Annotated in this window: 19 protein-coding genes; 11 read left to right on the top strand and 8 right to left on the bottom strand. The window is 66.6% G+C overall.

Annotated elements, in window-relative coordinates; genetic code table 11:
• The 10 genes from infB to H2052_RS09215 all read left to right on the top strand — a co-directional run bounded on the left by infB (position 1) and on the right by H2052_RS09215 (position 9,961).
• On the top strand, positions 1-2,529 hold the full coding sequence (gene infB, locus H2052_RS09260) for a translation initiation factor IF-2 (RefSeq protein ID WP_293780600.1): 2,529 nt from the start codon (positions 1-3) through the stop codon (positions 2,527-2,529).
• A 20-nt stretch (positions 2,530-2,549) separates the two neighbouring features.
• A complete protein-coding gene (gene rbfA, locus H2052_RS09255) occupies positions 2,550-2,939 on the top strand; it encodes a 30S ribosome-binding factor RbfA (RefSeq protein ID WP_293780597.1) in 390 nt (129 codons plus the stop codon).
• 31 nt (positions 2,940-2,970) lie between these two features.
• Entirely contained in the window at positions 2,971-3,255 is a 285-nt protein-coding gene (locus H2052_RS09250; protein WP_293780594.1) for an AbrB/MazE/SpoVT family DNA-binding domain-containing protein, read from the top strand.
• Positions 3,252-3,641 (top strand): type II toxin-antitoxin system VapC family toxin, encoded by a 390-nt coding sequence (locus H2052_RS09245; protein WP_293780591.1) that lies wholly within the window; start codon positions 3,252-3,254, stop codon positions 3,639-3,641. Before H2052_RS09250 ends, H2052_RS09245 begins: the two co-directional genes overlap by 4 nt.
• On the top strand, positions 3,641-4,219 hold the full coding sequence (locus tag H2052_RS09240; RefSeq protein WP_293780588.1) for a thymidine kinase: 579 nt from the start codon (positions 3,641-3,643) through the stop codon (positions 4,217-4,219). Before H2052_RS09245 ends, H2052_RS09240 begins: the two co-directional genes overlap by 1 nt.
• Positions 4,220-4,291: 72 nt before the next feature.
• Complete coding sequence (locus H2052_RS09235) at positions 4,292-4,690, top strand: DUF6491 family protein (protein WP_293780585.1); 399 nt, start codon at positions 4,292-4,294, stop codon at positions 4,688-4,690.
• A 32-nt stretch (positions 4,691-4,722) separates the two neighbouring features.
• Complete coding sequence (truB, locus tag H2052_RS09230) at positions 4,723-5,604, top strand: tRNA pseudouridine(55) synthase TruB (protein ID WP_293780582.1); 882 nt, start codon at positions 4,723-4,725, stop codon at positions 5,602-5,604.
• Positions 5,605-5,619: 15 nt separating this feature from the next.
• On the top strand, positions 5,620-5,889 hold the full coding sequence (rpsO, locus tag H2052_RS09225; RefSeq protein WP_293780579.1) for a 30S ribosomal protein S15: 270 nt from the start codon (positions 5,620-5,622) through the stop codon (positions 5,887-5,889).
• 176 nt (positions 5,890-6,065) lie between these two features.
• Positions 6,066-8,396: a polyribonucleotide nucleotidyltransferase gene (pnp, locus tag H2052_RS09220; RefSeq protein WP_293780576.1), complete on the top strand. Its 2,331-nt coding sequence runs from the start codon at positions 6,066-6,068 to the stop codon at positions 8,394-8,396.
• A gap of 158 nt (positions 8,397-8,554) precedes the next feature.
• A complete protein-coding gene (locus H2052_RS09215; RefSeq protein WP_293780573.1) occupies positions 8,555-9,961 on the top strand; it encodes a nitronate monooxygenase in 1,407 nt (468 codons plus the stop codon).
• Between the two features lie 48 nt (positions 9,962-10,009).
• On the opposite strand, the gene H2052_RS09210 is transcribed toward H2052_RS09215, so the two are convergent.
• Both H2052_RS09210 and H2052_RS09205 read right to left on the bottom strand, forming a co-directional pair.
• A complete protein-coding gene (locus H2052_RS09210) occupies positions 10,010-10,297 on the bottom strand; it encodes a hypothetical protein (RefSeq protein ID WP_293780570.1) in 288 nt (95 codons plus the stop codon).
• 65 nt (positions 10,298-10,362) lie between these two features.
• Positions 10,363-11,355, bottom strand: a complete 993-nt coding sequence (locus tag H2052_RS09205) for a D-glycerate dehydrogenase (RefSeq protein WP_293780567.1) — start codon at positions 11,353-11,355, stop codon at positions 10,363-10,365.
• 92 nt (positions 11,356-11,447) lie between these two features.
• Here H2052_RS09205 and H2052_RS09200 point away from each other — a divergent pair, with 92 nt between their 5' ends.
• Entirely contained in the window at positions 11,448-11,948 is a 501-nt protein-coding gene (locus H2052_RS09200; protein WP_293780564.1) for an SH3 domain-containing protein, read from the top strand.
• 7 nt (positions 11,949-11,955) lie between these two features.
• Here H2052_RS09200 and H2052_RS09195 read toward each other — a convergent pair whose 3' ends face one another.
• The 6 genes from H2052_RS09195 to ubiE are packed head-to-tail and all read right to left on the bottom strand — an operon-like array spanning position 11,956 to position 16,997.
• On the bottom strand, positions 11,956-12,324 hold the full coding sequence (locus H2052_RS09195; protein WP_293780561.1) for a DsrE family protein: 369 nt from the start codon (positions 12,322-12,324) through the stop codon (positions 11,956-11,958).
• Positions 12,321-13,076, bottom strand: coding sequence for a molybdopterin-synthase adenylyltransferase MoeB (gene moeB, locus H2052_RS09190; protein ID WP_293780558.1), 756 nt, complete (start codon positions 13,074-13,076; stop codon positions 12,321-12,323). The genes H2052_RS09195 and moeB overlap by 4 nt, the downstream gene beginning before the upstream one ends.
• Positions 13,073-13,519, bottom strand: coding sequence for a dUTP diphosphatase (dut, locus tag H2052_RS09185; RefSeq protein WP_293780555.1), 447 nt, complete (start codon positions 13,517-13,519; stop codon positions 13,073-13,075). Before dut ends, moeB begins: the two co-directional genes overlap by 4 nt.
• The gene (coaBC, locus tag H2052_RS09180; RefSeq protein WP_293780552.1) at positions 13,503-14,729 is read right to left on the bottom strand and encodes a bifunctional phosphopantothenoylcysteine decarboxylase/phosphopantothenate--cysteine ligase CoaBC; all 1,227 of its coding nucleotides are present in this window, start codon (positions 14,727-14,729) and stop codon (positions 13,503-13,505) included. The genes dut and coaBC overlap by 17 nt, the downstream gene beginning before the upstream one ends.
• A gap of 10 nt (positions 14,730-14,739) precedes the next feature.
• Positions 14,740-16,269, bottom strand: a complete 1,530-nt coding sequence (gene ubiB / locus H2052_RS09175) for a 2-polyprenylphenol 6-hydroxylase (RefSeq protein ID WP_293780549.1) — start codon at positions 16,267-16,269, stop codon at positions 14,740-14,742.
• A complete protein-coding gene (gene ubiE / locus H2052_RS09170) occupies positions 16,266-16,997 on the bottom strand; it encodes a bifunctional demethylmenaquinone methyltransferase/2-methoxy-6-polyprenyl-1,4-benzoquinol methylase UbiE (protein ID WP_293780896.1) in 732 nt (243 codons plus the stop codon). Before ubiE ends, ubiB begins: the two co-directional genes overlap by 4 nt.
• Between the last annotated feature and the right edge of the window lie 5 nt (positions 16,998-17,002).

Here is a 17,002-nt window from a genome sequence, read left to right as displayed (position 1 = left end):
ATGAGCGACGATAACAAACCGAAGCTGGGCGCGCGTGCACCGCTTGGAATCAAGCGCACGGTCGACGTCGGCAAGGTCAAGCAGAGCTTCAGCCACGGCCGGACGAAGTCCGTCGTCGTGGAGGTGAAGCGTCGGCGCGTGCTCGGACGGCCCGATGGCGCGCCCGAGGAAACGCCGGTCGTGGAAGCGGCGCCCGAGGCGCCCGCGCCTGTGGCTGCGCCGCCGAAGCCCGCGGCTGAAGCCCCGAAACCGCGCCCTGTTGCTGCGCCGAACGACCTGATGTCGCGTCAGGAGCGGCAGGCGCAGTTGCTGCGCGAGGCCGAGGAAGCGCGTCTCCAGATGCTGGAAGACCAGCGCCGCCGCGAGGAGGCCACGCGTGCCGAGGCCGCCGAGGCCGAACGCCGCCGTGCCGAGGAAAAGCGCCGCGAGGAAGAAGCCCGCGAAGCCGCGCCGGCTGCACCCGAGCCTGCGCCCGCGCCGGAACCCGAAGCGGTTTCAGTCCCGGTCGTATCCCCACCGGCGGCAAAGCGCGAAGTCGCGGCTTCCGACGACGACAACGGACGCGGCGTGCGCCGTGGCCCGCCGCTGCCCGTCCGCAAGGAAACGCCGAAGCCCGCGCGCGGACGCGGTGACGACCATCGCCGTTCGGGCAAGCTCACCGTCACGCGCGCGCTCGAAGGCGATGAGAACGGCCGTGCCCGCAGCCTCGCCGCGCTTCGCCGCGCGCGCGAGAAAGAGCGCCGCGCCCACATCGGCGGTGCCAACCAGGCGAAGCAGGTGCGCGACGTGGTCGTCCCCGAGGCGATCACCGTGCAGGAACTCGCGAACCGCATGGCCGAGAAGGGTGCCGACCTTGTGAAGGCGCTGTTCAAGATGGGCTCGATGGCGACGATAAACACGACCATCGACCAGGATACGGCGGAACTGCTCGTCACCGAGTTCGGCCACAACATCAAGCGCGTCAGCGATTCGGACGTCGAAATCGGCCTCGAAGGCGAGGCGGACAACACGGGCGATCTGCTGCCGCGTCCGCCGGTCGTCACCATCATGGGTCACGTCGATCACGGCAAGACCTCGCTGCTCGACGCGTTGCGCGGTACTGATGTGGTTTCCGGCGAGGCCGGCGGCATCACGCAGCACATCGGCGCGTATCAGGTGAAGGTCGCCACCGGCGACATCGTCACCTTCCTCGACACGCCCGGTCACGAAGCCTTCACCGAAATGCGCGGCCGCGGTGCGAACGTCACCGACATCGTCGTGCTGGTGGTTGCGGGCGACGATGGCCTGAAGCCGCAGTCGATCGAGGCGATCAGCCATACCAAGGCTGCGGGCGTGCCGATGATCGTTGCGATCAACAAGTGCGACAAGCCGGGTTCCAAGCCGCAGAAGGTCCGCGAGGAACTGCTGCAGCACGAAGTCGTCGTCGAGGACATGGGCGGCGACGTGCAGGACGTGGAGGTTTCGGCGCTCAAGAAGACGAACCTCGACAAGCTGCTCGACGCGATCCTGCTGCAGGCCGAGCTTCTGGAGCTGAAGGCGAACCCGAACCGTCCGGGCGAAGGCACGGTGATCGAGGCGAAGCTCGACAAGGGCCGCGGTCCGGTCGCGACCGTGCTCGTCAGCCGCGGCACCGTTCGTGTCGGCGACATCTTCGTCGTCGGCGCCGAGTGGGGCAAGGTGCGCGCGCTTGTCGACGATCGCGGCGTGCAGGTGAAGGAAGCCGGCCCGTCGAAGCCCGTCGAGGTGCTCGGTCTTTCCGGTACGCCGATGGCGGGCGATGTGTTCGCGGTCGTGGAAAACGAGGCGCGCGCCCGCGAGATCGCGGCGTATCGCGCTTCGGTTGTGCAGCGCAAGCGCACGACGCAGGCGCCTGCGAACCTCGAAACGATGTTCTCGGCGCTCAAGGAAAAGCAGGCGCTTGAATACCCGCTCATCGTCAAGGGCGACGTGCAGGGCTCGGTCGAGGCGATCGTGGCGGCGGTGAACAAGATCTCCACCGACGACATCAAGGCCCGTGTGCTGCATTCGGGCGTCGGCGGCATCACCGAATCCGACGTGACGCTGGCAGGCGCTTCAGGCGCGCCGATCATTGGCTTTGGCGTGCGCGCCAACGCCAAGGCGCGCGAGATCGCCGAGCAGCGCGGCGTTGCGCTCAAATACTACGACGTGATCTACGATCTCGTGGACGATGTGAAGGCGGCGATGGCCGGCCAACTCGGCCCCGAGAAGATCGAACACGTCGTCGGCCGCGCCGAAATCCGCGAGGTGTTCCAGGCCGGCAAGCACGGCAAGGCCGCCGGTCTGCTCGTTCTGGAAGGTGTCATTCGCAAGGCGCTCAAGGCCCGGGTCATGCGCGACGATGTCATCATCTACAATGGCGCCGTCGCCTCGCTGCGCCGCTTCAAGGACGATGTCGCCGAAGTGCGTGCGGGCCTCGAATGCGGTGTCACGCTGGAAAACACCACGGACATCAAGGCCGGTGACTTCCTCGAGACGTTCGAGGTCGAGGAGCGCGAGCGGACGCTTTAGGGCGTTCGCGCGGAACGCCTATGCGCCAGATGCAGACCCCCGAGGGCAAATCGGTCCGGCTGCTGCGGATCGGCGAGCAGGTGCGCCATGTGCTCGCCGGCGTGCTCGGCCGCGGTGAGGTGCGCGATCCCGTGCTCGAAACGCACATCGTCTCGGTGAGCGAAGTGCGCGTCTCGCCGGACCTCCGCATCGCCACCGCCTTCGTGAAGGCGCTCGGCGGCGACGACGACGAGGTGCTTGCCGCGCTTCGCCGCAATGCGAAGTTCCTGCGCGGCGAGGTGGCGCGGTCGATGTCCACCAAATACACGCCCGAGCTGAAGTTTCGGCTCGATGAGAGCTACGAGGAAGCCAGCCGTATCGACGCGCTGCTGCGCGACCCCAAGGTGGCACGCGACCTCGGCGACGATTGACGCGTGCTGCGGTAAGACGTATCTTACCTATATGAACGCGCGGACCAGACTTTCGGCCAAGGGACAGGTGGTGATCCCAAAGGACGTGCGGACCCAGCTCGGCCTCGCCGAAGGGCAGGAACTCGACGTCATCACGGTGAACGGCGGCGTGCTGCTTCGGCCGGTACAGCAGAAATCGGGACGGAGCTTTGATGAGCTTCTGGCGGATTTCCGGTCTCGCGTGCCGCCGTATAAAGGTCCGCCTATCAGTATCGAGGAAATGGACGAGGCGGTCGGCCGGATGTGGGCCGAAAGAGGCGCGCGCGGCGACTGGTGAAGGCGGTCGACACGAATATTCTCGTGCGCGTGCTGATGCGTGACACCCCGGCACAGACGGAGGCCGCGGAACGTGCGCTGAAGGCCGGGGCCATGATCCCGCTGACCGTACTTCTCGAAACAGGCTGGGTGCTGAGCTCGCGCTATGGGCTTTCGCGCGTGAACATCGCCGATGCGTTGTCGACCCTTATCGATTTGCCGGGCGTCGTCGTGCCGGAAGCCGATGCCGTTCGCTGGGCGCTTGGCCGGTTCGCGGAGAAAGGCGATCTCGGTGACCTCCTCCATCTTGCCGCATCGGCCGGGGCCACGGCATTCCAGACGTTCGATCGCCGCTTCGCAAAGGCTGTCGGAGATACGTCGCCGCTTGCCGTTGAAACGCTCGGCTGATGGCGAAGCTGTATTTCTACTTCGCCTCGATGAACGCGGGGAAATCGACGACGCTGCTGCAATCGAGCTTCAACTACGTCGAGCGCGGGATGCGGACGTTGCTGTTCACGGCGGCGGTCGACGATCGCGGCGGGCGGGGGCGCATCAATTCGCGGATCGGGCTCGAGGCCGAGGCGATTCCCTTCTCGGACGATACCGATCTCGACGTCATCATTTCGGCCGAACATGACGCGGCGCCGATCGGCTGCGTGCTGGTCGATGAGGCGCAGTTCCTCAGCCGCAAGCAGGTCGATCAGCTCGCAGCGGTGTGCGACCGGCTCGGCATTCCGGTGCTCGCCTATGGTCTCCGCACCGATTTCCGCGGCGAACTGTTTGAAGGCAGCGCGCGGCTGCTCGCGATTGCCGACAAGCTCGTGGAGCTGAAGTCGGTGTGCGAATGCGGGCGCAAGGCGACGATGAACCTGCGGGTCGATGCCGACGGAACACCGGTGCGCGAGGGTGCGCAGACCGATATCGGCGGAAACGACCGCTATATCGCGCTTTGCCGGAAACATTTCCTGGAGCGTCTCGCCACCTGAACGGGAACTGACCTCGACGCTCAGTCGTCGTTCAGTCGGCGGGTGCGAAAAGCGGGGCGAAGGAGACAGGGCATGAAGACCATTTTCCATGCTGTCGGAGCGGGCGTCGTCGCCGCGCTCCTTTCCGCCGTTCCGGCGGGCGCGGCCGCGCCGCACGCAAAGCTTGGCGAAGAGGCGCGCATTCCATTTGCCGACACCTCCGGCATCCGAAACTTCCGCGCTGAAAACGACCATGCGCTCTATATCGAGGGTCAGACCGGCCGCTGGTACTATGCCGAGACGATGGGACCGTGCACGGGCCTGAGCTTCGCGACCAAGATCGGCTTCATCACCAAGGGCACCGGCACGCTCGACAAGTTCGGGCAAATCCTTGTCGAGGGTCGCACCTGTCAGCTGAAGAGCCTCGTGACGGCGGAAGACCCGGGCAAGAAGGCGAAGGCCGAAACGGCCGACGAGCGCAAAGAAGACTGACAGGTCGGGCGCGGGGCGCTACAGCCGCCCGCGTGAATGGCTGGATCATCCTCGACAAGCCGCTGGGGCTGACCTCGGCGCAGGGCGTTGCCGCGATAAAGCGGCTGTGGCGGCAGGCGGGCTTTCCCAAGCCGAAGATCGGCCACGGCGGCACGCTTGATCCGCTCGCAACCGGCGTGCTGCCGATCGCGCTCGGCGAGGCGACCAAGCTCACTGGCCGGATGCTCAACGGCGACAAGGCCTACGACTTCACGGTCCGCTTCGGCGTCGCGACGGAGACCGATGACGCTGAAGGCGGGGTGGTCGCGACATCGGACGTACGCCCGGCGCGTGCCGCGATCGAGGCGGTTCTGCCGCGCTTCACGGGCCTCATAGAACAGCGCCCACCTGCGTATTCGGCGCTGAAGGTGGATGGCGAGCGGGCCTATGCGCGGGCGCGCGCCGGCGAGGTCGTTGTGCTGCCGCCGCGCGCGGTCACGATACATGCGCTGCGGCTGGTAGAAGCGGACGGCGAGACGGCGACGTTCTCCGTGTCCTGCTCCAAGGGCACCTATGTGCGGAGCCTGGCGCGGGATATCGCGGAGGCACTCGGCACGGTGGGCCACGTCATCATGCTGCGGCGCACGAAGGCGGGGCCGTTCGGCCTCGAAGGCGCGATATCGCTGGACAAACTCGGCGAACTCGCTATGGAGCAGCGCCTTATAGCGGCACTGTTGCCGCTGACCGCGGGGCTGGACGACATCCCGGCTCTGGCGGTCAACCCCGGCGAAGCGGCCCGGCTCAAATCGGGCCAGACGCTCGCCGGACGTCCCGAACCGGACGGACTTGTGGTCGCGATGCTGGGCGAGGTGCCCGTCGCGCTCGCCCGCGTTGAAGCGGGGACGGTCCGTGTGGAGCGGGGCTTCAACCTCTAGAACGAAGGAGTCACGATGTCGATTACAGCCGAGCGCAAGGAAGCGCTGATCAAGGAACATGCCCGCGCCGAAGGCGACACCGGCAGCCCCGAAGTTCAGGTCTCGATCCTTTCGGAGCGCATCGCCAACCTCACCGAGCACTTCAAGACTCACGCCAAGGACAACCACTCGCGGCGCGGTCTGCTCATGCTGGTGAACAAGCGGCGCACGCTGCTGGATTACCTGAAGCGCAAGGACGAGGGGCGGTATACCGACCTCATCGGGAAGCTCGGGCTTCGCAAGTAAAAGGTTCGTCTCGGGCGCCGCGCACGGCGCCCGTTTCGTATTGAAGGTACGGCGGGCGCGAAAATGCCTGCCACCGTGCGCAAACCGTCGGCCGCGACAAGCGCGGCGACGGATGATGGAGGCCGGGCGGGCATAGGGCCCGTTTTTGACCGGCTGCGAAGGAAACGGAAAAACACATGTTCAATATCCACAAAGTTGAAACGCAGTGGGGCGGCAAGACGCTGACCCTGGAAACGGGCCGCATTGCCCGTCAGGCCGACGGCGCGGTGTTCGCGACGCTCGGTGAAACCGTGGTGCTCTGCGCCGTGACGGCTGCGAAGTCGGTGAAGGAAGGCCAGGATTTCTTCCCGCTGACCGTGCACTATCAGGAAAAATTCTCGGCTGCGGGCCGTATCCCCGGCGGGTTCTTCAAGCGCGAAGGTCGCCCGACCGAGCATGAGACGCTGACCAGCCGCCTCATCGACCGCCCGATCCGTCCGCTGTTCCCGGAAGGCTTCTACAACGAGATCAACGTGATCTGTCAGGTGCTGAGCTATGACGGCGAGAATGAGCCGGACGTGCTGGCGCTTATCGCGGCGTCGGCCGCGCTGACGCTTTCGGGCGTGCCGTTCATGGGGCCCATCGCGGGTGGCCGCGTCGGCTACGTCGACGGCGAATATGTGCTGAACCCCAGCCGCAACCTCGAAGGCTCGAAGCTCGACCTCGTCGCCGCCGGTACGCAGGACGCGGTGCTGATGGTGGAATCGGAAGCGCATGAGCTTTCCGAGGAAGTCATGCTCGGCGCCGTGATGTTCGTTCACGAGAACGGCAAGAAGGTCATCGACGCGATCATCCGCCTCGCCGAGAAGGCCGCGAAGGATCCGTGGGAGCTGAAGCTCGACGACGATTCCGCCGCCAAGAAGGCGACGCTCAAGAAGCTCGTCGGCAAGGACATCGAAGCCGCCTACAAGCTGACCGTGAAGCAGGAGCGCGTCGCCGCGCTCGACGCCGCACGCGCCAAGGCGAAGGAGTCCTTCGCTGACGCAGAGCCGGCTGAGAAGCTGAAGCTCGGCAAGCTCGTCAAGAAGCTGGAAGCCGACATCGTTCGCGGCGCGATCCTGAAGGACGGCCGCCGTATCGATGGCCGCGGCAAGGAAGACGTGCGCCCGATCATGGCCGAAGTGCAGGTTCTGCCGCGCACGCACGGCTCCGCGCTCTTCACGCGCGGCGAGACGCAGGCGATCGTCACCACGACGCTCGGCACCGCCGACGACGAGCAGATGATCGATGCGATCTACGGCATCAGCCACGAAAACTTCCTGCTGCACTACAACTTCCCGCCGTACTCGGTCGGTGAAGTCGGGCGCTTCGGCGCGCCGGGCCGCCGCGAAGTCGGTCACGGCAAGCTGGCGTGGCGCGCGCTGCGCCCGGTGCTGCCGGCGAAGGAAGAGTTCCCCTACACGATGCGCGTCATCGCCGACATCACCGAGTCGAACGGCTCGTCGTCGATGGCGACGGTGTGCGGCGGATCGCTGGCCCTGATGGATGCCGGCGTGCCGCTGAAGCGTCCGGTTTCGGGCATCGCCATGGGCCTCATCCTCGAAGGCAAGGACTTCGCGGTGATTTCGGACATCCTCGGCGACGAGGATCACCTCGGCGACATGGACTTCAAGGTGGCGGGCACCGAGCTCGGCATCACCTCGCTGCAGATGGACATCAAGGTCGCGGGCATCACCGAGGAAATCATGAAGGTGGCGCTCAGCCAGGCGAAGGCCGGCCGCGCGCACATCCTGAATGAGATGAACAAGGCGCTCGACGGCACCCGCACCGAGATGTCGGCGCACGCGCCGCGCATCGAGACGATGACGATCCCGAAGGACAAAATCCGCGAAGTGATCGGCACCGGCGGTAAGGTGATCCGCGAGATCGTCGCAGAGACGGGCGCCAAGGTGGACATCGAGGACGACGGCACGATCAAGATCGCGTCTTCGGACATTGCCAAGATCGAAGCCGCCAAGAACTGGATCATCGGCATCGTCGCCGAGCCGGAAGTGGGCAAGATCTACAACGGCAAGGTCGTGTCGATGGTCGATTTCGGCGCGTTCGTGAACTTCATGGGCGCCAAGGACGGCCTCGTCCACATCTCCGAGATCAAGGAAGAGCGCGTCGCGAAGGTTTCCGAGGTGCTCACCGAAGGCCAGGAGGTGAAGGTCAAGGTGCTCGGCATCGACGACCGCGGCAAGGTTCGCCTGTCGATGCGCCTCGTCAACCAGGAGACGGGCGAGGAACTGCCCGACACGCGCCCGCCGCGTGAGGAACGCCCGCGCGGTGAGCGCAGCGACCGCGGCGATCGTGGAGATCGCGGCGGCCGTGGCGGCGACCGTGGACGCGGCGGCGGTGGTGGCCGTGACCGTGATCGTGGCCCGCGCCGGGATCGCGGCGAGGGCGGCGACCGTCCCCGTCGTGAAGAGTCGAGCGAAGGCGAGGGCGGCGGTCTGCCGGACTTCATCGCCGGCGACCGCGACTGACGAACACATTCCGGGGGGAACCGTCTTCGGGCGGTTCCCCCTGTCTATTTGACGGCTGGGCAACTTTTGGCCCCCAATCGCGCTCCCGTTGGTTTATAGCTCGTGAGGGGAGACGCGCCGGAGGGGCGCAAGCGGGCTGAGAAACGACAACAGGTACGATGAAGCTTTTGAATTCCATCCGCATGGGCGGGCGCGAACTGCTTCCGCTCGTTGAGGGCGGCAAGGGCGTTTCGGCGACCAACCATGCATCGTCGGGCGCGTGGGCCGCGGCGGGCGGGCTTGGCACCGTCTCGGCGGTGAACGCCGACAGCACGGATGCGCTCGGCAACATCATCCCGCAAATCTATCGCGGCCGCACACGCGGGGATCGCCACGAAGAATTGGTCGCCTACGGCATCGCAGGCGGCGTCGAGCAGGTCCGTCGCGCGCACGAGATCGCGGGCGGCCAAGGCGGCATCAACATCAATGTCCTCTGGGAAATGGGCGGCGCGCAGCGCATCCTTGAAGGCATATTGGAAGAGGCGAGCGAGCTTGTCGACGGTATCACCTGCGGCGCGGGTATGCCCTACAAGCTGAGCGAGATCGCCGCGCGGCACAGCACCTATTATTATCCGATCATCTCCTCGGCGCGTGCCTTCCGCGCGCTCTGGAAGCGCGCCTATAGCAAAGCGCCCGAATGGCTTGGCGCCGTGGTCTATGAAGACCCGTGGCTTGCCGGCGGACACAACGGACTTTCGAACGCCGAAGACCCGCTCCGCCCGCAAGATCCCTATCCGCGTGTCAAGGACTTGCGCGACACGATGCGCGAGGTCGGGATTTCCGACGATGTGCCGATCGTGATGGCAGGCGGCGTCTGGTATCTGCGCGAGTGGGAAAACTGGATCGACAACCCGGAACTCGGCACGATCGCCTTCCAGTTCGGCTCGCGGCCGCTGCTGACGCAGGAAAGCCCGATCCCGGACGTGTGGAAGCGCAAGCTCACTACGCTCAATGAAGGCGACATCCTGCTGCAGGCGTTTTCGCCGACGGGCTTTTATTCGTCGGCCGTGAGGACGCCGTTCCTCGAAGAGCTCATCCACCGCTCCGAGCGTCAGATCGGCATTTCCACCGAACCGCACGACCACCGCACGCACCTGCTCGACGTCGGTGTTCCGGGCAACAAGCATTATTACGTCACGCGCGACGACCTCCTGCACGCGCGCGGCTGGCACGCCCAAGGCTATACCGAGGCCCTGAAAACGCCCGACGATACGCTGGTGTTCGAAACGCCCGAAATGGCGAAGACCGTGCGCAAGGATCAGGCAGACTGCATGGGCTGCCTTTCGCAATGCCGCTTCAGCGCGTGGGCCGAGCACCTCGACAAGAACAGCACCGGGCGGCTCGCCGATCCGCGTTCCTTCTGCATCCAGAAGACGCTTCAGGATATCGCGCACGGCTCACCGCCCGAGGATAACCTCATGTTCGCCGGTCACAGCGCGCACCACTTCTCGACGGACCCGTTTTATTCGAACGGTTTCATTCCGACGGTGAAGCAGCTTGTCGACAGGATCCTGACCGGCGACTGAGTTTTGGAGTGAGCTGCGCGATTGCTGAATCGCACAGCTCACGAGGTTCTACCGATCGCGGCGACAGCGATCGTATTCACGTGAATCGCTGGGGTAACGGTCGCGGCAGTATTTCTTACTGCCGCGCTTGGCGTCGCCGTCCGTCACTGCGCCGTATATCGCGCCGGCTGCACCGCCGGCCACCGCGCCTTCGGTCGTGCTGACGCCAGGGACCACCGCGCCCGCCGCGGCGCCGACACCCGCGCCGACAAGGCCGCTGTCCACTGTTCGGCTGCCGGTACAGGCGCCCAGTGCAAGGAGCGCGCCCGAAGCGAGCACAATCATAGACTTACGCATGACAAGTCTCCCACATAACGCCCCATCGGAGGATCAACGCAGTGTGGGGGCGGGGGTTCCCCCGATCAGAGCCAGCCTTCGAGCACCTGATCGGGCGGGCGGTGGCCATCGGCCCAGGCACGGATGTTGGTGACGACCTTGTCGCCCATCGCCTGCCGGCCCTCGAACGTGGCGGAGCCCATGTGCGGCAGCAGCGTGACGTTATTGAGCGGGATGAGTCGCGGGTTGATGCGCGGCTCGTATTCGAACACATCGAGGCCCGCGCCTGCGATCACGCCCTTTTCCAGCGCGTCGGCCAGTGCATCCTCGTCGATGATTTCGCCGCGCGCGGTGTTGACGAGATAGCCGTCCGGTCCGAGCAGCGCGATGCGCCGTGCGTTGAAGAGGTGTCGCGTATCGTCGGTGAGCGGGCAGTTTATGGAAACGATGTCCACCGCCTCGATCATCGCGTCGAGATCGTCCCAGTAGGTCGCGCCGAGCATGCCTTCGACCGTGTCCGCCAAAGGCCGGCGGTTGTGGTAGTGGATGCGAAGCCCGAAGGCGCGCGCGCGTGTCGCGATCGCCTGGCCGATGCGGCCCATGCCGATGATGCCGAGCTTCTTGCCGGTGATGCGGTGGCCGTGCACGTCGCACGGCTTCCAGCCGTCCCACTTGCCCGAATAGAGCTGGCGGCTGCCTTCGGTGAGGCGACGCGGCACCGACAGGATCAGCGACATGGCGAGGTCGGCGGTATCGTCGGTGAGGACGCCCGGCGTGTTTGTGACCATGATGCCCTTGGCGCGCGCTGCGACAAGATCGATGTGATTGACGCCGGTGCCGTAGTTCGCGATCAGCTTCAGCCGCGGCGGCGCGGCGGCGAGGAGTTCCGCATCGATCGTATCCGTCACGGTGGGGACGAAGACGTCGCAATCCGCCATCGCAGCGGCGAGCTCACCCTGCGACATCGCTTTGTCTTCGGTATTGAAAACCACATCGAACAGTTCGCTCATGCGCGCTTCGACCGGTTGCGGCAGACGGCGCGTGACGACGACGCGCGGGCGGCGGGGGCGTTCTTCCATGTGCTGTGGCTAGGATCGCCTCGCACCCGCGTCAAGGCCGAGAGCGCAAGCGAGGTGCTTGCATGGCGGGGCGGTTTCGATTCAATAGCGGTATGAAACGCATGATCGCCTTGCTGCTCGCCGCCGGTTTTGCGGGAACGCCCGCTGCGGCGCAGGATTCGGACGCCACCAAGGGACTTTCAGGCCTGCCGACGCCGCGCTGGGTCTCCATTGCTTCTGGCGAAGCCAACATGCGCGCGGGGCCGGGCGAGGCCTACCCGGTGACATGGACCTACAAGCGCAAGGGGCTTCCCGTGGAGGTGATCCGCGAATGGGGCATCTGGCGGCAGATCCGCGATCCGGATGGCGAAACGGGCTGGATGAACAAGAACCTGCTTTCGGGCAAGCGCACGGCGATGGTACGCGGCAAGGTTGCGAATCTCTATGCCCGCGCCGAGTTTTCGAGCCCGCCGGTGTGGCGCGCGGAGCCGGGCGTGGTCGCCGACATCCAGGTCTGCGACGAAGGCTGGTGCCGCCTCTCGCTCGGCGGGCGCAACGGCTATGTGCTCGCGGTCGATCTGTGGGGTGTCTACAAGGGCGAAACGATAGATTAGCCCGGTTTTACACGAACAGCAGGTCATCCGCGCGCGCATCGGCGAGGAAGGCGACGAGGCCCCCGGTTTCGACGCCGGCGATCAGGTTCGGCGCGCTAAGGCCGCAAAGGTGGATGCCTGATTCGCACGCCATCATCGGCAGGCCGAGGCCGACCGCCTGATCGAGAAGATCGGACAGCAGCGGCAAGCCGCCCGCCTTGTAGGACTTGTCGCCCGCCCAGTGCCGCTTGATCTGGAGCGCGCAGACCGCTTCGCCCTGAAAGAACAGCCGAACCGGACGGCCGAGCGCGGCGGCGGCGAGTGCAAGGCTGAGCCCGCCATGCAGGCGCGCATGGTTCGCCTCGGCAAAGATGAGCGCAAGGCCTTGCTGTTTCACGCTTTTCCGCATGACGGGCATCGGGGGTCCTTCGGCAGCCGCACGGTTCGTATCCGGGCGCCAAGCGCATCATACAGCAAAACCCGCCCGGCAAGCGAATCGCCAAAGGGCACGATCTCGCGGATCACCTCCAGCGCCTGCATCGCGCCCATCACGCCGGTGAGTGCCCCGAGCACGCCCGCCTCGGCGCAGGTCGCACCCTCGCGGTCCGCAGCGTCGCCGACGAAGCAGCGCCAGCAGGGCTTGTCCGCTTCCCAGCCGCGATAGGTGGCGATCTGCCCTTCGAAGGGACCGACGGCGGCGGCGACGAGCGGGATGCGCAGCGCGAGTGCGGCATCGGCGACGGCGCGGCGGGTTTCGAAGCTGTCGGAGCCGTCGGCGATCACGTCGTGTCCGGCCAGGAGCGTCGCTGCGTTTGACGCATCAAGACGGACGCGGTGCTGCGTGACGGCTGCGTCGGGGTTGAGGCGGGCGACGGCGTCCGCCGCGCTTTCCGTCTTGGCGCGGCCCAAGTCGTCGGTGCCGTGCAAGACCTGGCGCTGGAGGTTCGAGAGGTCGACGGCATCGTCGTCGATGACCGTGAGGTGCCCGATGCCCGCAGCCGCGAGATACTGGATGCAGGGGCTGCCGAGTCCGCCCGCGCCGACGATGGCGACACGCGCGGCGAGCAGCTTCGCCTGACCGGCCCCGCCGATCTCTTTCAGGATGATGTGGCGGGCGTAGCGTTCGAGTTGTTGGTCGGTAAGGCTCACCGGCCCGTTGAACCGAAGCCCCCGGCGCCGCGTGCCGTCTCGTCGAGGTCTTCGACTTCGGCGAAGTGCGCCTGCTGCACCGGCGCCGCGACAAGCTGCGCGATGCGCTCGCCGCGCTTCACGGCGAAGGGCTCGCCGCCGAGATTGGCGAGGATCACCTTCACCTCGCCGCGATAGTCCGCGTCGATCGTGCCGGGCGTGTTGAGGCAGGTGATGCCGTTCTTGAGCGCAAGGCCGGAGCGCGGGCGCACCTGCACCTCATAGCCCTCGGGGATCGCGAAGGCGAAACCGGTGGCGACGGCATGGCGGCCGCCCGGGGGGATGATGACGTCTTCGGCGGCCACCACATCCATGCCCGCCGCACCGCGCGTCGCGAGCGCGGGGATGGGCAGGCCTTCGCCGTGGGGGAGGCGCTTCAGGCGGATTTCAATCGGTGAGTTCATCTGCGATCCTTTGTGCGAGGCGCCGGGCGACGGCATCCTTTTCCATGTCCGGCCAATCCTCGACGCCGTCCGCGCGCACGATGTGGATGCGGTTGCGGCTGCCCCCCATCACGTCGCCGGAAACGTCGTTGGCGACGATCCAGTCGCAGCCCTTGCGCGCGAGCTTGGCCTTGGCGTGCGCGACGACTGCTTCGGTCTCGGCTGCGAAGCCGATGACGAGGCCGGGGCGCTTCGGCGATTTCGAAAGGCCCGCGAGAATGTCCGGATTCTCGACGAGCGGGAGCGCTTCGAGGCCGCCCTTGTCCTTCTTGATCTTCTGATCCGTCGCTTCCGCGCGCCAGTCGGCGACGGCGGCGACCATCACGGCAGCGTCGGCGGGAAGCGCTGTCTCGACCGCTGCGGCCATCTCGCGCGCGGTTTCCACGTTCACGCGGCGCACGCCGGGCGGCGTCGCGAGCGTCACGGGGCCGGCCACGAGCGTTACGTCCGCTCCCAGTGCTGCGAGCGCGCCTGCGATCGCGAAGCCCTGTTTGCCCGATGAGCGGTTGGCGATGTAGCGCACAGGGTCGATCGGTTCGTGCGTCGGCCCGGCGGTGACGAGTATGCGCTTTCCCGTGAGTGGGGGCGGGTTCTGGCCAAAGCGCGCGGTGGCGCCCTGTGCCTCGCTGAGCGGCGCTGCGAGCATGGCGCGGATCGACGCCAGGATCGCTTCGGGTTCGGGCAAACGGCCGGGGCCGTACTCACCGCAGGCCATGTCGCCTTCGTCCGGCTCCATGATGGTGACGCCGTCGGCGCGGAGCTGCGCGATGTTGCGCTGCGTCGCGGGGTGCAGCCACATGCGGACGTTCATCGCGGGCGCGGCGAGCACCGGCTTGTCGGTCGCAAGGAGCAGCGTCGTCGCGAGGTCGTCGGCGATGCCGCCCGCCATCTTCGCGAGAATGTTGGCCGTCGCGGGTGCGACGACGACAAGGTCGGCCTGACGCGAAAGCTGGATGTGGCCGATCTCGCGCTCGTCCTTCAGGTCGAAGAGATCGGTGTAAACATTGTCCTCGGTAAGCGTGCCGAGGCTGAGCGGCGTTACGAACTGCTGCGCGGCCTGCGTGAGCACCGCGCGCACGCCGATACCGTCTTTCCGGAGCAGCCGGACGAGTTCCAGAGCCTTGTAGGCGGCGATGCCGCCCGAGAGGATAAGAAGGATGCGTTTGCCCACGCGCCGGACCCTAAAGCGTCATCGCCAGCCAGCCAAGGCCCACGCCGATGCCGGCGCCGAGCAGCAGCCATGCCGTGCGCGACGTTTCCCGTCGTATCGGCAGCGGCGCGAGCGGTGGCAGCGGCGGCGCGGCACCTGGGTTCGGCACCGTCGCCTCCAGCCGTCGCAAGAGGTCCGGCAGCCCGGCGAGCGCCCGGGCGCCCTCCACCAGCCGGTCGGCGATGACCGCTTCGGGCCCAAGCTCGTCCCGCATCCAGTCGCCGACGAACGGCCCGGAGATTTCCCACATGTTGACGTCGGGATCGAGCGCCAGCGCCACGCCCTCCACCATCACCATGGTCTTCTGGAGCAGCAGAAGGTGGGGCTGCGTCACCATGTCGAACTGGCGGGTGACCGCGAACAGCCCGTCGAGCATGTTGCCGATCGAAATGTCCTTCACCGGAAGGCCGCGGATCGGCTCTCCGATCGAGCGCAGCGCGGTTTCGAACTCGGCCATGTCGTGGTGCGGCGGCACGTATTGCGCTTCGAAATGAATCTCGGCGACGCGCGCGTAGTTGCCCGTGAGCAGCCCGTGCAGGATCTCGGCGAGCCAGAGCCGCGCCTGCCGGTTGATGCGGCCCATGATGCCGAAATCAACGACGGCGAGCCGCCCGTCGGGCAGCGCGAACATGTTGCCCTGATGCAGGTCCGCATGGAAGAAGCCGTGGCCGATCGCCTGCCGCAGGAAGCTGCGGACGAGCGTCTGCGAAAGCAGCTTGCGGTCGATGCCTGCCGCGTCGACGGCGGCCAGATCGGTGAGCTTCACCCCGTCGATCCACGCGATGGTGAGCACGCGGCGACTGGTGCGCGCCCAGTCCACCTCGGGCACGACGAAGCCGGTTTCGGGGGTGAGCGCGGCGGCGAGTTCGGACGCGGACGCGGCCTCCATGCGGAGGTTCAGCTCGCGCTCCACCCAGCGGCGGAAGTAGGCGATCGTGGCGCGCGGGCGCAGGCGGGCGAGCTCGCCGCCGATCGTTTCGGCGCGGACGGCAGCCCATTCGTAGGTCTCGATCGCGCGCGCGAAATCCGCCTCGATGCCGGGCTTCAGCACTTTTACCGCGACGGCGCGCCCGTCGGTGGTGACGGCGCGATGCACCTGCGCCACCGACGCGGAGCCGACGGGCACTTCGTCGAAACGCGAATAGAGCGATTCGAGCGGAACGCCGAACGCTTCCTCGATCGAGGCCTTCACGGCGGCGAACGGTGCGGGTGGCAGGTTGTCCTGCAGCCGGGTCAGGTCCTTCGCGGCATCCGGCCCGACGAGATCGGGGCGCGTGGCGAGCGCCTGTCCGAGCTTGATCGCGGCGGGGCCGAGCGCCTGAAAAGCGTCGGCATAGTGCGGCGTTTTGGGCGCCCCCGTTCCGAACCGGGCGAGCTTTGCGATCCGGCGCAGCAGCGGCGGCGTTTGCGGGGCGATCTCGATCTCGCGCAGCGCACCGTGCCGCGCGAGCGTTCGGCCCCAGCGCAGCATCCGAAAGGCATGGACGAAGCCGGCGGTCAAATCTTCCAGCCGCTGTGCATGGCGACGACGCCGCCGAGAATGGGGCGCGCCGTGGTCTGCGCGAAGCCGGCCTCGGCGATCATCGACTTGAATGTGGACATATCCGGGAAACGGCGGATCGATTCGACGAGGTACTGATAGGCCTCCTCATCGCGCGCCACCGCCTTGCCGATCTTGGGGACCACATTCATCGAATAGCGATCGTAAACGTCGGCGAATACAGGCCATTCGCAGCGCGAGAATTCGAGGCAGAAGAAGCGCCCGCCGAATTTCAGCACGCGGTACGCCTCGCGGAGTGCGGCCGGGATGTCGGTGACATTCCGGATGCCGAAGGCGATCGTGTAGGCGTCGAAGCTGGCGCCATCGAAGCTCAGCACCTCGGCGTTCTGTTCCGACCATTCGAGGCCTTCGATGCCGCGTTTCCTTGCGCGCTCCTTGCCCACGTCCAGCATTGCCGGGTTGATGTCGGCCACCGTCACCTGTGCGCCGCGCTTCGCCATGCGGAAAGCGATGTCGCCGGTGCCGCCCGCCATGTCGAGGATATGCTCGCCGGCGCGCGGGTTCACGGCGCGGACGAAATCGTCTTTCCACAACCGATGCAGCCCGCCCGACATCAGGTCGTTCATCAGGTCGTAGCGCGCGGCGACGCGCGCGAAGACCGATCCGACGCGCCGCGTCTTCTCCTCGGGGTCGACTTCCTGGAAGCCGTATGAGACTGTCTCGGACATAGGGA

It is taken from the genome of Sphingosinicella sp. (assembly GCF_013911755.1).
Lineage (GTDB): Bacteria > Pseudomonadota > Alphaproteobacteria > Sphingomonadales > Sphingomonadaceae > Sphingosinicella.
Note: the sequence above shows the minus strand (reverse complement) of the source record. Positions and strands in the feature narration are given on the sequence as shown.